Here is a 13,162-nt window from a genome sequence, read left to right as displayed (position 1 = left end):
CGAGGCATCCATCAGGCGGCGCGGATCGCCGCCAGGAAGCTCTCCACGTCGCGGCGCAGGTTCTCCGCCTGCGAGGCCAGCCCGCCGGCCGCACCCAGCACCTGATGGGCGGCGGCCCCGGTGGTGCCGGCGGCCTCGGTCACCTGGGCGATGTTGCTGGACACCTCGCGCGTGCCGATCGCCGCCTGCTGGACGTTGCGCGAGATCTCGTTGGTCGCCGCGGCCTGCTCCTCGATCGCGGCGGCGATGGAGGTGGAGATCTCGTTGATCGCCGCGATGGTGCGGCCGATCCCCTCGATGGCGCCGACCGAGCCGGCGGTGGCTTCCTGAATCGCCTGGATCTGCGAGGCGATCTCGTCCGTCGCGCGGGCGGTCTGGTTGGCGAGCTGCTTCACCTCCGACGCCACGACGGCGAAGCCCTTCCCGGCCTCGCCCGCGCGGGCCGCCTCGATGGTCGCGTTGAGCGCCAGCAGGTTGGTCTGGCCGGCGATGTTGGTGATGAGCTGCACGACGGCGCCGATGCGGTGCGCGGCGTCGGCCAGCCCGCGCACGGAGTCGGTGGTGCGCCCGGCCTCCTGCACCGCCTGTCCGGCGATGCCGGTGGAGCGGGTGACCTGCGAGCCGATCTCCCCGATGGAGCTGGACATCTCCTCCGCGGCGCTGGCGACCGTCTGCACGTTGGCGCTGGTCTGCTCCGCGGCGGCGGCGGCGTTGGCCGCCTGGTCGTTGGTCTGGCGGGCGGTGGCCGCCATGCTCTGGGCCGTGGTGTCCAGCTCGGTCGCGGCGGCGGCGACGTTGCGCAGCGCGTCGGCGACCTGCTCCTCGAAGGAGGCGATCAGCCGCTCGACCGCCTCGGTCCGCCGCAGCTTGGCGGCCTGCTCGGCGGCCTGCTCGGCGGCCAGCCGGTCGGCCTCGATCAGCCCGTCCTTGAAGACCTGGACCGCGGTGGCCATGGCGCCGATCTCGTCCCCCCGGTTGGCGAAGGGAATCACCGTCGTCTTGTCGCCGCCGGCCAGCCGGCGCATCGCCGCGGTCATCGCGCCGATCGGCGAGGAGACGCCGCGGATCATCATCAGCGCACCGCCCAGGCAGACGGCGATGCCGATGAGCAGCGCGATGATGAGCATAGTGCTGGATTGGGCGTAGACGGCGTCGGCGTCGTCGCTCGCCTTGGCGGCCCCGCGGTTGTTGTGGTCGATCATGGCGTCGAGCGTCCGCCCGACCTCCTGAAAGCCCTTGTCGGCCGCGTCGCGGAACAGGGTGTTGGCGGAGGCGTTCTCGTTGCGCCGCGACAGGGCGGTGATTTGACGCTGCAGCGTCAGGTACTGCGCCCATTGCTGCTCGAACTGGGTGAACAGAGCGCGCCCTTCGGCGGTGCGCAGCGTCGCCTCGTAGGTCCGGCGGGCGTTGGCGATGCTGGCTTCCATCTCGTCCATCCTCTTTTCCGCCGCGGCCATTTCCGGCTCGCTGGTGCTGAGGATGTGGGCGCTTTGCAGGATGCGGAAGTTCGACACCGCGTCGTTCACCGTGTTGACCTGCACGACCCGCGGCATCCAGAAGGTGGCGATTTCCGTCGAGCTGTCGTTGACCACCGACAGCCGGTTGATTCCAAGAGCGCCAATTCCAGCGAGAAGCAGGGATAGAAACGCAAAAATGGCAAAAGTCTTTGTTCTGACGCTGATGTCATTCATGGTTTGTTTTTCTCTTTTCTGTCGTGTCGGTGGTCGGCTTCCTCGCGCTTTCACCAAAGGAGCATTTTTGTATTTTTGTTTTTCTTCGTTGAAAACGATCAATTTTGCAATGAACCGGTTGCGGCAAAATCGTTCATTGTGTGACAGTGAGGAAATGCCGCACATGCTTCCGCACACCCGGCCGCATGGGCGCGCGGATGGGCAATGCAAAAACCTACATGTTCTGCGATAAGTTGAAGGATTGGTCGGTGGCCGAGGGGCGGCCATGCGGAGAGATTCGTGGGACGCTTCCGAAGACGTCGGTTCGGAAGAAACTGGCGTCCCACAATCATCATGGTCGCCGTGCTCCCGCGAGCGGTGAAGGAGACTTCGCTACTCTACCGGTGCAGAACCTGGACGCCCTTCAGGGGTGCACGGTTTCTAGTGTCGCGTGCGGGCCTTGGCCGGCGGCCCCGCGGAGCCTGGACCGAAGGCGGAATAAATGGAGCGCACACCGAGAATGGCCATGTCGTATCCATGCGTAAAAGTGCTGCGCACCGCGTATCCCAACGTTTCTTACACGATAATATGTATCGTCGCAACATGAGAAAGCGTGCAACCGACGATTGGCCCCGCCGTGCACGGGGCGCCGTGGGAAGCAAAGTCACCTTGGAAATGGGGGATTCCTCTCCAGGCTCGGGAGAAACCGGCATGGTGCAGCTTGGGGATCGGCTCAAGGTCGTGCGCGAATTTCTCGGTGAGACACAAAAAACAATGTCACGCCGGTTCCGTCTCGGGGAGAACACGTGGCAGTCGTACGAGTTGAACGGCAAGCTCCCGAAGGGAGAGACCCTGTCGGAACTGGCCGCCCTCGGCATTGACATGAACTGGCTGCTGACCGGCCGGGGCAGCATGCGGATGGCGGCCGGCCAGCCGGAGTCCGGCGACGGCGCGCTTGCGCTCTCGCCGCGGGAGTCCGGATCGGTGCTCGACCTCGCGCTGTTGAGCGAGGCGATTGCCCTCGTGGAGCAGGGGCTGGACGACCGGGGCCGGCGCCTGTCGCCCCGCGCCAAGGGCAATCTTGTGGCGGCCCTGTACGGTCTGGCGTTGGCGGGGGAGGACGGCGGCGGGAGCGGCTCCCGTCCGCCGCGCGCCAGCCCGTCCGCCGCGGCGCATCTGCTCTGGCTCGCCTTGCAGATGGACGACGCGGTGCGGCCGGTGGAGGAGGGTGACGGGGCGGTCAGGCCGCCGTGAGGACGGCTGACCCTTCCGCCGTGCCGATGCGGGCGAGATCGAAGGGCGTCGTCTGGTAGATCCGGTTGATCCAGTTCGCGAACAGCAGATGGGCGTGGCTCCGCCACTGGTTTTCGGGCGGGAGATTCGGGTCGTCGTCTGGGAAATAGCCGTGGGGAACCGGCGTGGCCGGGTCCTTGGCGACGTCCCGGACATACTCGTTGCGCAGGGTGTCGGTGTCGTACTCGACATGGTTGAACATGTGCAGCGACCGGCGGGCGGCGTCCTCCAGCAGGCAGGGGCCGGTCTCCGGGGAATCCAGGAGCACGCGCAGGCCGCTTTCGGGAGGGATGTCCTCCTCGCGCACCTCGGTCCAGCGCGAGACCGGAATGGGCACGCCGTCGGACAGGCCGCACAGATAGGGCGAGGCGGGGGCGCGGTTGCGGTGCCGGTACACGCCGGACGCCTTGCGCGGCAGAAGATGCTTCGGCACCCCGTGGAAATGATGAACGGCGGCCTGCGCCGCCCAGCAGATGTTCAGGCAGGAATGGACGTGGCTCTGCGTCCAGTCGAAGACCGAACACAACTCGTCCCAATAGGACACCTCCTCGAAGGGCATCGTCTCGACCGGAGCGCCGGTGACGATAAAGCCGTCGAACTTCTCGCGGCGCGCGTCCTCCCACGACCGGTAGAAGGCGCCCATATGGTCGGCCGCGGTGTTGCGCGGCACATGGTTGGTGATCCGGATCAGCGACAGCTCGACCTGAAGCGGCGTGCTGCCGAGAAGGCGCGCGATCTGCGTCTCGGTCCGGATCTTGTCGGGCATCAGGTTGAGCAGGCCGAAGCGCAGAGGCCGGATGTCCTGCCGGATGGCGTCGGCCTCCCGCATGACCATGACGCCCTCGGCCTGGAGGGCAGTGAAGGCGGGAAGATCGTTGGGTATCTTGATGGGCATGACTCGTCCGGCTCCGCTGTCGGTGCATCGGTCGGAACAGACGTCATGGCGAACCCCGTTTGTTTGCCGGTCCGGCCACATCCCCCTTCGGGACGCCACCTTGCTCGGGAAAGCAGGTTGGCGTTGAGCGTCCGCTCAACTCTTGATGCGCGGTGCACATTATACGGGCAGCGGCGGCTTGGCAACAGCCGCGGGACCGCTGGTGGGCGGCCCCGGTCAGCCGATCCTTACGCCGCCTTGATGGCGACGAGGAAGTTCTCCACCTCGCTCTTCAGACGCATCGCTCCCTGGTTCAGGTCGCCGGAGGCCGACATCACCTGGGTCGCGGCGCTTCCGGTCTCGGTCGCGGCCTGCGACACGCGGCCAATGTTGCTGGTCACCTCCTGAGTGCTCTGCGCCGCCTGCTGGACGTTGCGGCTGATCTCCTGGGTTGCCGCACCCTGCTCCTCGATGGCGGCGGCGATGGAGGAGGAGATGTCGTTGATCGACGAGATGGTCGCCCCGATCCCGCGGATGGCGCCGACCGCCCCGCCGGTGGCCGCCTGGATGGCGCCGATCTGCTGGGCGATCTCCTCCGTCGCCTTGGAGGTCTGGTTGGCGAGGCTCTTGACCTCGCTCGCCACGACGGCGAAGCCCTTGCCGGCCTCGCCGGCGCGGGCCGCCTCGATGGTGGCGTTGAGCGCCAGCAGGTTGGTCTGGGCGGCGATGTTCTGGATCAGGTCAACCACGTCGCCGATGCGCTGGGCCGCTTCCGACAGCCCCTGCACGGTGGCGTTGGTACGGTCGGCCTCGTCCACCGCCTTGCCGGCGATGCCGGCCGACTGCGACACCTGCTGGGAGATCTCGGTGATGGAGGCGGCCATCTCCTCCGACGCGGCGGCGACGGTCTGCACGTTGGCGGAGGTCAGTTCGGCCGCGGACGCCGCGCTGCCGGCCTCGGCCCGCGTGTGCTCGGCGATGTCGGTCATGCTGCGGGCGGTGGTGTCGAGCTGCGACGCCGCGGCGCCCACGGTCTGCAGGACGCTGTGCACCGCGCCGTCGAAGTTGCGGATCAGCGAATCGATCCGCTCGGTGCGGCGGCGCTTGTTCTCCTCCTCGGCGGCCTGGGCGGCGGTCAGGCGTTCCGCCTCGATCAGGCCGTCCTTGAAGACCTGCACCGCCCGCGCCATGGCGCCGATCTCGTCCCGGCGGGCGCCGCCCTCCACCGCAACGCCGAGGTCGCGCTTGGCCAGACGGTCCATGATGGAGGTCAGGGCGACGATGGGCCGGGCGACCGACTTCGTCATGGCGATGCCGGCAAACAGGCAGAGGACCGCCACGAAGGCGATGGCGCCCAGAATCCAGCTCTGCGCCCCGACATAGGTGGCCCGCCCCCTGTCCGCCGCCTTCGTGGCGTTCTGGACGTTGGAGGCGGTCAGCTCGTTGATGAGCGCGGAGCATCCGTCGAACGCCTTGCGTGACTCCTCCCGATAGATGCCGGTGGCCTTCTCGTTCTCGTTGGCCCGGGAGGAGGTAAGCAGCTTGCCTTGGCTGATCTTCAGATAGCTGTCCCAGGCCGCCTCCCAGCGCTTGAAGGTCTGGGTTTCCCAACCGGGGGCCAACAGCGGTTCATACTTCCGCCGGGCCTCCGCCAAGCGGTTAAGAACCGTGGTCATTTCCTTTTCAACCTCGGCCATTTCCGCGGGGTGGAGCGCCAGGATGTGGGACGCCTCCAGGATGCGGTAATCGTTGGCCGCACCGTCGATCTCCCCGATGGCGGTGACGCTGGGCAGCCAGTTGGAGCGGATTTCCTCAGCGGCGTGGTTGACGGTGCTCAGCCGGTCAACGGCGAACAGTCCCAGGGCGACCGACATCAGCAGGACACAGACGGTGGCGGCGACCACCTTGGTCCGGATGGTCATGGAACTCAGCATGGACATGGCGCGTATCTCTTTCCCCCGAAACGATGCGGCGGTGGTCGATTGTTATGAGTCTGAACGAAAGTATTTGGCAGTCCAGACGTCCATGCGTGGGGCGTTGGACTTGCCTGTGTCAAATGATGGAGCGGCAATTATTAAAAAATATGCAAAACCGGCGCGGCGTGTTCTGCGCGACACTTGTTCAATGATGTCTTTGTGTCAGGAAAGATGAGCAGCCGAAGAGGCGAGCACGACCGGGCGACCGCAAGCCAAGGTTCAGGCGGGTGGCGCGTAGGTGGCCAGCAGGACGGACAGGGTGACCACGCTGGCGATGGTGGACATCAGGATCGCGGCGGAGGTGCGCTCCACATAGATGCGGTACTGGCTGGCCACCACGAAGGTCAAGGCGCCGGTGGGCAGGCCGGCGAGGATGATGGCCGACCCGGCCCAGAAGGGGTCCAGCGGGAACAGCGTCTGGATGAGGAACCACGCCAGCGCCGGCTGCACCACCAGTTTCAGGGCGCTGATCCAGCCGACCTCCAGCAGGTTGGCCTTCAGGCTCTGGGTCGCCAGGAACAGGCCGATGGCGAACAGGGCGCAGGGACCGGCGGAGGCGCCCATCAGGTCGCAATAGATGGCGATCGGGCGCGGCACCGGCACGCCGGACAGGAAGACCGACCAGGCGAGCCCAAGGGCCGTGGAGATGATCAGCGGGTTCTTGACCAGCGCCCGGCCGACGTCGCGCAGCGCCTTGCCGATGCCGCCGCCCTGGCTGTTGGCGAACTCCAGCCAGATCACCGCGATGCCGACCATGATCGCGCTCATGATGACGGTGGCGAGGATGGCCGGGGCCAGACGGTCCGGGCCGAAGGCCGCCAGGAACAGCGGGATGCCCATGTAGCCGGTGTTGGAGAAGCAGGCGTTCAGCCCCTGCATGCACTGGATCTGCGTCCGCTCGCGGTGGATCAGCCAGCCGAGCAGGGCGCCCAGCGCGTAGACCGCCAGCATCGAGCCGAGGAAGGCGCCGATGAAGGGTCCGTTGAAGATCTCCGGCAGCGAGCGCTTGGCCGTGCCGAGGAACAGCACCGGCGGCAGGGCCATCCAGTAGACGAATTTGTTCAGCGTCTCCGACGAGGCGGGACCGAGAAGCTTCGCCTTACCGGAAAGGACGCCCGCCAGGATGATGGCGAAGACCGGGAGCGCCACGTTGAAGACCACCGACATGGGGGCCGACCTTAAGGGGCAACCCGTCCCCTGTCGAGGGACCCACCCGTCCATCCCGGGCATAGCTCCCTTGACGGCGCTCCCTCCCTTGACGGCGCGCGGGGGGCGGGCAAGATTGGGCGGGGCCCTTTTTCCGCAGGAGTTTCGATGATCAACCATCACAGCGCGCTCATCTACGTCATGGTGCTGGTGTCGGCGTGCGACGGCGACATGACGGACGCGGAGCTTGAGGCCATCGGCGAGAACGTCCGCTATCTGCCGATCTTCAAGGATTTCGACATCGACCGGCTGACCGACGTGACCCGCGAATGCTCCGGTCTGCTGGCCGACGCCGACGGGCTGGAGACGACGCTCCAGATCGTCAAGGAGGCCATTCCGTCCAAGCTGTCCGAGACCGCCTACGCGCTCGCCTGCGACATCGCCGCGGCGGACCCGGCGGCCTCGCAGGAGGAGCTGCGGATGCTGGAACTGATCCGGCACAAGCTGGGCGTGGACCGGCTGTGCGCCGCCGCGATCGAACGCGGCGCGCGGGCGCGCCACACCCGCCTGTGACGGCCAGGGATATGACGGCCGGCGACATGGCAAACCTCAAGGACCGTACGGTCGGCGTCATCGGGCTGGGCCTGATGGGCCGGCCGATGGCCCGCAATCTGGCGAAGGCCGGTGCGGCCCTGGTGATCAGCAGCCGCAGCCCCGGCCCGGTCGAAGAACTGGCGGCCGAGGGCATGAGCCCGGCCGCCGGACCTGCGGAGGTCGCCGCCCGCGCCGACGCCATCGTGCTGATGCTGTCGGACACCGTGGCGGTCGAGGCGGTGGCCGCCGCGCTGATGGACGCGCTGCGGCCCGGCCATCTTGTCATCGACATGGGCACCACGGCGGTCGGGGCGACCCGCAAGCTGGCCGAGGCCGTCCGCGCCAAGGGTGCCGACTGGGTGGACGCCCCGGTGTCGGGCGGCACGGTGGCGGCGGAGGCCGGCACCCTGACCATCATGGCTGGCGGCACGGAGGAGGCCTTCGCCCGCGCCCTGCCGCTGTTCCAGGCGATGGGCCAGCGCATCACCCATGTCGGTGACAGCGGGGCCGGGCAGGTCGCCAAGATGGCCAATCAGGTGATTGTCGCGCTGAGCATCGGCGCGGTGGCCGAGGCGCTGGCGCTGGCCAAGGCGGCGGGGGTGGAGCCGAGCAAGGTCCGCGACGCCATTCGCGGCGGCTTCGCCGAGTCGCGCATCCTGGAACTGCACGGCCAGCGCATGGTCTCCGGCGACTTCACGCCGGGCGGCCGTGTGGTCACCCAGATCAAGGACTTGAAACAGGCGGAGGAGCTGGCGGAGCAGTCCGGCATCCAGCTTCCCGCACTGGGCCTCAGCCTGGAGCTGTTCGAGCTGCTGGTCGAACAGGGCGACGGCGGGCTGGACCATTCCGCCCTGTACCGGCTGTTCGCCAAGTAAGCCCTTCAGGCTCCGGTCGGGCCGCCCTGGCCGGAGCCGTCGAGGGCGAGATGCAGCAAGGGGAACGGGCGGCCACTGTCGTCCAGCGCGGAGCGCCCGACCTCCCGGAAGCCGAGACGCTGATAGAAGGCCCGTGCGGCGCTGTTCTGCTCGTTCACGTCGACCGTCAGCTCCGGCCCACCCTCCAGGGCGCGGGCGACCAGGGCGCGGCCGATCCCCCGGCCGTGCCACGCCGGATCGACGAACAGCGTGTCGATCTTGCGCCCGGTCATGCCCAGGAAGCCCACCGGCCGGTCGTCACCGTCCACCGCGACCAGCAGCGCCGCCGCCGGAAGATACTGGTCGCGCACGAGGTCGGCGTAGAAGCCGATGTCTTCCTCGCTCAGGAAATCGTGCGTGCTGCGCACCGCGGAGAGCCAGACGGCGAACAGCGCCGGGGCGTCGTCCGGACGGGAGGGACGGATCGGGGTCACGCGTCGAGATGCTCCTTCACCAGCAGCTCGGCGATCTGCACGGCGTTGAGCGCGGCGCCCTTGCGCAGGTTGTCGGTGGCGGCCCAGAAGGACAGGCCGTTGTCCACCGTGTAGTCCTCGCGGATGCGGCTGACGAAGACCGGGTCGTCGCCGGCGACCTCGACCGGGGTGATGTAGCCCTCGTTGTCGTGCTGGTCGATGACCTGCATACCCGGCGCCTTGCGCAGGATCTGGCGCGCCTCCTCGGCGGTCAACGGCTCCACGCACTCGATGGTGATCGCGGCGGCATGGCCGATGAAGACGGGGACGCGGACGCAGGTCGCGCTCACCTTGATCTTGGGGTCGAGGATCTTCTTCGTCTCGACGTTCAGCGCCCACTCGTCCCGCGTCGCGCCATCCTCCATGAAGGGGCCGATGTGCGGGATGACGTTGAAGGCGATCTGCTTGGAGAAGACGGACTTCTGCACCGGATCGTTGACGTAGATGGCGCGGGTCTGGCCGAACAGCTCGTCCATGCCCTCCTTGCCGGCGTCCGAGGCCGCCTGGTAGGTGGAGACGACGACGCGGCTCACCGTGACCTGCTCGTGCAGGGGCTTCAGCGCCATGGCCAGCAGGATGGCAGCACCGCCGGGGCTGGCGACGATGTTCTTCTTCGCGTAGCCGGCGAGCGCGTCGGCGTTGACCTCCGGGACCACCAGCGGGACGTCGGGGTCCATGCGGAACTGCGGGCTGGCGTCGATCACCACGGCGCCCGCCGCGGCGGCGCGCGGTGCGTGGGCCGCCGAAACCTTGGCGTCCGCGGCGAACAGCGCGATGTCCACGCCCTTGAAATCGAAGCGGCCGACGTCCTCGACCTTCAGCACCGCGTCCTCGCCGAAGGACACCTCCTTGCCGACCGCGCTGTCGGCGGCCAGGGCGATCACCGCGTCGGCCGGGAACCGGCGGTCGGCGAGGGTGGTCAGCATTTCCCGTCCGACGTTGCCGGTGGCGCCGACGACCGCGACTGTGTAGCCCATGGCGGTTAATCCCTGTGATATGCGGTGCGAAGAGGGCTTGAGGTATGCGGTTCCCAATGGAATTGCAACAGCGCCCGCGTTGTGACACCGTGTCCGCCCTATCACGACCGCGACCGGCACACCGGGGCATGGCCACTCCGCTCGAAGACATCATCGCCAAGGCGATCAAGGACGCGGACAAGTCCTTCTTCAACGAGGACTACACCAAGCAGGCGCGTTCGGTGATGAACGCGCTGAAGAAGGCCGGGTATGAGGTCGCTCCGGTCCGCCCGCCCGAGGGGCTGGTGGAATGGGCCAAGGAGAACATCCCCTTCGGCCGGCTGCGTCCGGCGGAGCTGATTACCCAGATGTATTCGATGATGGTGGAGAATGTTCGCCGCTTCGACAAGTAATAGGCTGAACGGCGAAACCGGGTTTCGGCCCTGGTAATACCAGCTGCAGCAAAGCCCGTTAGTTTTCAGGCACTTCCCGCGGTGCGCCATTTTGGCCACGGCCAAGTCCCTGCCGTTGACTCGTGTGCGGTAGAGGCGTAATTCAATCGCCAAACACAGCAGGGCTTAAAACTTTCGGTCTCGCATCACCCGCCGTCGCGGCAACAGCCCTCCTTGCCGCGACCGGTCGCCGAACTGAGGACGACGCAATGGCAAACGGCAGCGGTCGGCCGCTCTCTCCGCATCTGCAAGTCTACAAACTCCCCAGGACCGCGCTCCTGTCCATCACGCACCGCATCACGGGCGTGGGGCTGGCCGTCGGTACCCTTCTGCTGACTTGGTGGCTGGTCGCCGCCGCCACCAGCCCCGCCGCGTACGAGCGCGCGCAGCACTTCATCGGCTCCTTCTTCGGGCTGCTGCTGATGTTCGGCTGGTCGCTGGCGCTCTACTATCACCTGTGCAACGGCATCCGGCATCTGGTGTGGGACGCCGGCAAGGCGTTCGAGCTGAGCGAGGCGGACCGCGGCAACCAGATCGTCATCGGTGCGGCGGCCGTGCTGACCGTGCTGACCTGGATCATCGGCCTGGCCGTGTGGTGAGGAGAGAAGACATGGCGTCCAACAGCAAGACCCTCCGCTCGCCGCTGCAGATCGCGCGCGGCCTGGGCTCCGCCAAGCACGGCACCGAGCATTGGTGGCACCAGCGCGTCACCGCCATCGCCCTGGTTCCGCTGACCATCTGGTTCGTCTTCGGCGTGATCCGCCATCTGGGCGCCGACCATGCGGCCTTCGTCGCGTGGCTGGAGTCGCCCTTCTCGGCGCTGATGATGGTGCTGACCGCCGTGGTCACCTTCCACCACGCCCAGGCCGGGCTGCAGGTGGTGATCGAGGACTACGTGCACAACGAGATGGCGAAGATCCTGAGCATCCTGGCCGTGAAAGCCCTGTGCTTCGTGCTGGGTGCCGCCTGCGTCATCGCCGTCCTCAAGATTTCGTTCGGAGCCTGACGAGCCATGGCCGCCTACGATATTATCGATCATTCCTATGACGTCGTCGTCGTCGGTGCCGGCGGTGCGGGCCTGCGCGCCACCTTCGGCATGGCCGAGAAGGGCCTGAAGACGGCGTGCATCACCAAGGTCTTCCCGACCCGCTCGCACACCGTGGCCGCCCAGGGCGGCATCTCGGCGGCGCTCGGCAACATGAGCGAGGACGACTGGCGCTTCCACATGTACGACACCGTCAAGGGGTCGGACTGGCTGGGCGACCAGGACGCCATCGAGTACATGTGCCGCGAGGCCATCCCGGCGATCATCGAGCTGGAGCACTACGGCGTGCCCTTCTCGCGCACGCCGGAAGGCAAGATCTACCAGCGCGCCTTCGGCGGCATGACCGCCCATTACGGCAAGCAGCAGGCCTACCGCACCTGCGCCGCCGCCGACCGCACCGGCCACGCCATCCTGCACACCCTCTACCAGCAGTCGCTGAAGCACGAGGCGGAGTTCTTCGTCGAGTATTTCGCGCTGGACCTCATCATGGAGGACGGCGTCTGCAAGGGCGTGGTGGCCTGGAACCTCGACGACGGCACCATCCACCGCTTCCGCGCCCAGCTCGTCGTTCTGGCGACGGGCGGCTACGGCCGCGCCTACTTCTCCGCCACCTCGGCCCACACCTGCACGGGCGACGGCGGCGGCATGGTGCTGCGCGCCGGCCTGCCGCTGCAGGACATGGAGTTCGTGCAGTTCCACCCGACCGGCATCTACGGCTCCGGCTGCCTCATCACCGAGGGCGTGCGCGGCGAGGGCGGCTACCTCACCAACTCCAACGGCGAGCGCTTCATGGAGCGTTACGCGCCGTCGGCCAAGGACCTCGCCTCGCGCGACGTGGTGTCCCGCTCGATGACCATCGAGATCCGCGAGGGCCGCGGCGTCGGTGAGCATAAGGACCACATCCACCTGCACCTGGAGCATCTCCCGCCGGAGATCATCCACCAGCGCCTGCCCGGCATCGCCGAGACGGCCAAGATCTTCGCCGGCGTGGACGTCACCAAGGAACCGATCCCGGTTCTACCGACGGTGCACTACAACATGGGCGGCATCCCCACCAACTTCCGGTGCGAGGTGGTCAACCCGACCGCCGAGGACCCGGATCGCGTTGTGCCCGGCCTGATGGCCATCGGCGAGGCGGCCTGCGTGTCGGTGCACGGCGCGAACCGCCTGGGCTCCAACTCGCTGCTCGACCTCGTGGTGTTCGGCCGTTCGGCGGCCATCCGCGCCGCCGAGATCGTCGAGAAGGGCAAGTCGGTGTCGTCGTCCGCCGCCGCGACCGACGTCGCCCTGGAGCGCTTCGACCGCATCCGCAACGCCAAGGGCTCCATCAAGTCGTCGGAGCTTCGCCTGGAAATGCAGCGGACCATGCAGAACAACTGCGCGGTCTTCCGCACCGGCGAGGTGCTGGAGGAGGGCGTCAAGCTCATCGACCAGACCTTTGCGAAGAAGAGCGACATGGCGATCAGCGACCGTTCGCTGGTCTGGAACTCCGACCTCGTCGAAGCCATCGAGCTGGACAACCTGCTGTACCAGGCGGTCGCCACGCTCCACTCGGCGAAGAACCGGCCGGAGAGCCGCGGCGCCCACGCCCGCGAGGACTATCCGGACCGCGACGACGAGAACTGGATGAAGCACACCGTCATCGAGGTGTCGGACAAGGGCGAGACGAAGATCGGGTACCGCCCGGTCCATCTCTACACCCTGACCGACGAGGTGCAGGTGTTCCCGCCCAAGGCCCGCGTCTACTAAGGCGGCAAGAGCAAGGCAAG

13 protein-coding genes and 1 riboswitch are annotated in these 13,162 nt (G+C 67.3%); of the genes, 7 read left to right on the top strand and 6 right to left on the bottom strand.

Annotation, left to right across the window (positions count from 1 at the left end; all coding sequences use genetic code 11):
- Positions 1-11 precede the first annotated feature (11 nt).
- Positions 12-1,691, bottom strand: coding sequence for a methyl-accepting chemotaxis protein (locus ABAZ39_RS11900; protein WP_038529598.1), 1,680 nt, complete (start codon positions 1,689-1,691; stop codon positions 12-14).
- Between the two features lie 753 nt (positions 1,692-2,444).
- On the opposite strand from ABAZ39_RS11900, the gene ABAZ39_RS11895 reads away from it, so the two are divergent.
- Positions 2,445-2,924, top strand: coding sequence for a hypothetical protein (locus tag ABAZ39_RS11895; protein WP_144243523.1), 480 nt, complete (start codon positions 2,445-2,447; stop codon positions 2,922-2,924).
- On the opposite strand, the gene ABAZ39_RS11890 is transcribed toward ABAZ39_RS11895, so the two are convergent.
- The 3 genes from ABAZ39_RS11890 to ABAZ39_RS11880 all read right to left on the bottom strand — a co-directional run bounded on the left by ABAZ39_RS11890 (position 2,911) and on the right by ABAZ39_RS11880 (position 6,980).
- Positions 2,911-3,858, bottom strand: a complete 948-nt coding sequence (locus ABAZ39_RS11890) for a homoserine O-succinyltransferase (RefSeq protein ID WP_038529594.1) — start codon at positions 3,856-3,858, stop codon at positions 2,911-2,913. The two genes, ABAZ39_RS11895 and ABAZ39_RS11890, sit on opposite strands and share 14 nt — an antisense overlap.
- Before the next feature lie 49 nt (positions 3,859-3,907).
- A riboswitch (SAM-I-IV-variant riboswitch) is annotated at positions 3,908-4,012 on the bottom strand.
- 73 nt (positions 4,013-4,085) lie between these two features.
- Entirely contained in the window at positions 4,086-5,777 is a 1,692-nt protein-coding gene (locus ABAZ39_RS11885; protein ID WP_038529592.1) for a methyl-accepting chemotaxis protein, read from the bottom strand.
- A 255-nt stretch (positions 5,778-6,032) separates the two neighbouring features.
- Positions 6,033-6,980, bottom strand: a complete 948-nt coding sequence (locus ABAZ39_RS11880) for an AEC family transporter (protein ID WP_038529590.1) — start codon at positions 6,978-6,980, stop codon at positions 6,033-6,035.
- Between the two features lie 147 nt (positions 6,981-7,127).
- On the opposite strand from ABAZ39_RS11880, the gene ABAZ39_RS11875 reads away from it, so the two are divergent.
- Together ABAZ39_RS11875 and ABAZ39_RS11870 are read left to right on the top strand one after the other, a co-directional pair.
- Positions 7,128-7,532, top strand: coding sequence for a tellurite resistance TerB family protein (locus tag ABAZ39_RS11875; protein WP_038529588.1), 405 nt, complete (start codon positions 7,128-7,130; stop codon positions 7,530-7,532).
- A 26-nt stretch (positions 7,533-7,558) separates the two neighbouring features.
- Positions 7,559-8,428, top strand: coding sequence for an NAD(P)-dependent oxidoreductase (locus ABAZ39_RS11870; RefSeq protein WP_038531385.1), 870 nt, complete (start codon positions 7,559-7,561; stop codon positions 8,426-8,428).
- 5 nt (positions 8,429-8,433) lie between these two features.
- On the opposite strand, the gene ABAZ39_RS11865 is transcribed toward ABAZ39_RS11870, so the two are convergent.
- Together ABAZ39_RS11865 and ABAZ39_RS11860 are read right to left on the bottom strand one after the other, a co-directional pair.
- The gene (locus ABAZ39_RS11865; protein WP_038529586.1) at positions 8,434-8,901 is read right to left on the bottom strand and encodes an acetyltransferase; all 468 of its coding nucleotides are present in this window, start codon (positions 8,899-8,901) and stop codon (positions 8,434-8,436) included.
- Positions 8,898-9,917: an aspartate-semialdehyde dehydrogenase gene (locus ABAZ39_RS11860; protein ID WP_038529584.1), complete on the bottom strand. Its 1,020-nt coding sequence runs from the start codon at positions 9,915-9,917 to the stop codon at positions 8,898-8,900. Before ABAZ39_RS11860 ends, ABAZ39_RS11865 begins: the two co-directional genes overlap by 4 nt.
- Before the next feature lie 128 nt (positions 9,918-10,045).
- Here ABAZ39_RS11860 and ABAZ39_RS11855 point away from each other — a divergent pair, with 128 nt between their 5' ends.
- From ABAZ39_RS11855 to sdhA, 4 genes are all read left to right on the top strand, one after another.
- Positions 10,046-10,309, top strand: coding sequence for a hypothetical protein (locus ABAZ39_RS11855; RefSeq protein WP_014241604.1), 264 nt, complete (start codon positions 10,046-10,048; stop codon positions 10,307-10,309).
- Between the two features lie 248 nt (positions 10,310-10,557).
- The gene (gene sdhC / locus ABAZ39_RS11850; RefSeq protein WP_014241603.1) at positions 10,558-10,947 is read left to right on the top strand and encodes a succinate dehydrogenase, cytochrome b556 subunit; all 390 of its coding nucleotides are present in this window, start codon (positions 10,558-10,560) and stop codon (positions 10,945-10,947) included.
- 11 nt (positions 10,948-10,958) lie between these two features.
- Positions 10,959-11,354 carry a succinate dehydrogenase, hydrophobic membrane anchor protein gene (gene sdhD / locus ABAZ39_RS11845; protein WP_014241602.1) on the top strand — a complete coding sequence of 132 codons (396 nt, stop codon included), beginning with the start codon at positions 10,959-10,961 and terminating at the stop codon, positions 11,352-11,354.
- 6 nt (positions 11,355-11,360) lie between these two features.
- A complete protein-coding gene (gene sdhA, locus ABAZ39_RS11840; protein WP_035675802.1) occupies positions 11,361-13,142 on the top strand; it encodes a succinate dehydrogenase flavoprotein subunit in 1,782 nt (593 codons plus the stop codon).
- The last annotated feature ends 20 nt before the right edge of the window (positions 13,143-13,162 follow it).

This window comes from Azospirillum argentinense (assembly GCF_000632475.1).
Taxonomy (GTDB): domain Bacteria; phylum Pseudomonadota; class Alphaproteobacteria; order Azospirillales; family Azospirillaceae; genus Azospirillum; species Azospirillum baldaniorum.
The sequence above is the reverse complement of the archived record's forward strand: the minus strand, read 5'-3'. Positions and strand labels throughout refer to the sequence as shown.

Coding starts and splice junctions, on each gene's coding strand:
- ABAZ39_RS11860 (WP_038529584.1), bottom strand. CDS start 9,917: ATGGGCTACACAGTCGCGGTCGTCGGCGCCACCGGCAACGTCGGACGG.
- sdhD (WP_014241602.1), top strand. CDS start 10,959: ATGGCGTCCAACAGCAAGACCCTCCGCTCGCCGCTGCAGATCGCGCGC.
- ABAZ39_RS11885 (WP_038529592.1), bottom strand. CDS start 5,777: ATGTCCATGCTGAGTTCCATGACCATCCGGACCAAGGTGGTCGCCGCC.
- ABAZ39_RS11880 (WP_038529590.1), bottom strand. CDS start 6,980: ATGTCGGTGGTCTTCAACGTGGCGCTCCCGGTCTTCGCCATCATCCTG.
- sdhA (WP_035675802.1), top strand. CDS start 11,361: ATGGCCGCCTACGATATTATCGATCATTCCTATGACGTCGTCGTCGTC.
- sdhC (WP_014241603.1), top strand. CDS start 10,558: ATGGCAAACGGCAGCGGTCGGCCGCTCTCTCCGCATCTGCAAGTCTAC.
- ABAZ39_RS11900 (WP_038529598.1), bottom strand. CDS start 1,691: ATGAATGACATCAGCGTCAGAACAAAGACTTTTGCCATTTTTGCGTTT.
- ABAZ39_RS11895 (WP_144243523.1), top strand. CDS start 2,445: ATGTCACGCCGGTTCCGTCTCGGGGAGAACACGTGGCAGTCGTACGAG.
- ABAZ39_RS11890 (WP_038529594.1), bottom strand. CDS start 3,858: ATGCCCATCAAGATACCCAACGATCTTCCCGCCTTCACTGCCCTCCAG.
- ABAZ39_RS11875 (WP_038529588.1), top strand. CDS start 7,128: ATGATCAACCATCACAGCGCGCTCATCTACGTCATGGTGCTGGTGTCG.
- ABAZ39_RS11870 (WP_038531385.1), top strand. CDS start 7,559: ATGGCAAACCTCAAGGACCGTACGGTCGGCGTCATCGGGCTGGGCCTG.
- ABAZ39_RS11855 (WP_014241604.1), top strand. CDS start 10,046: ATGGCCACTCCGCTCGAAGACATCATCGCCAAGGCGATCAAGGACGCG.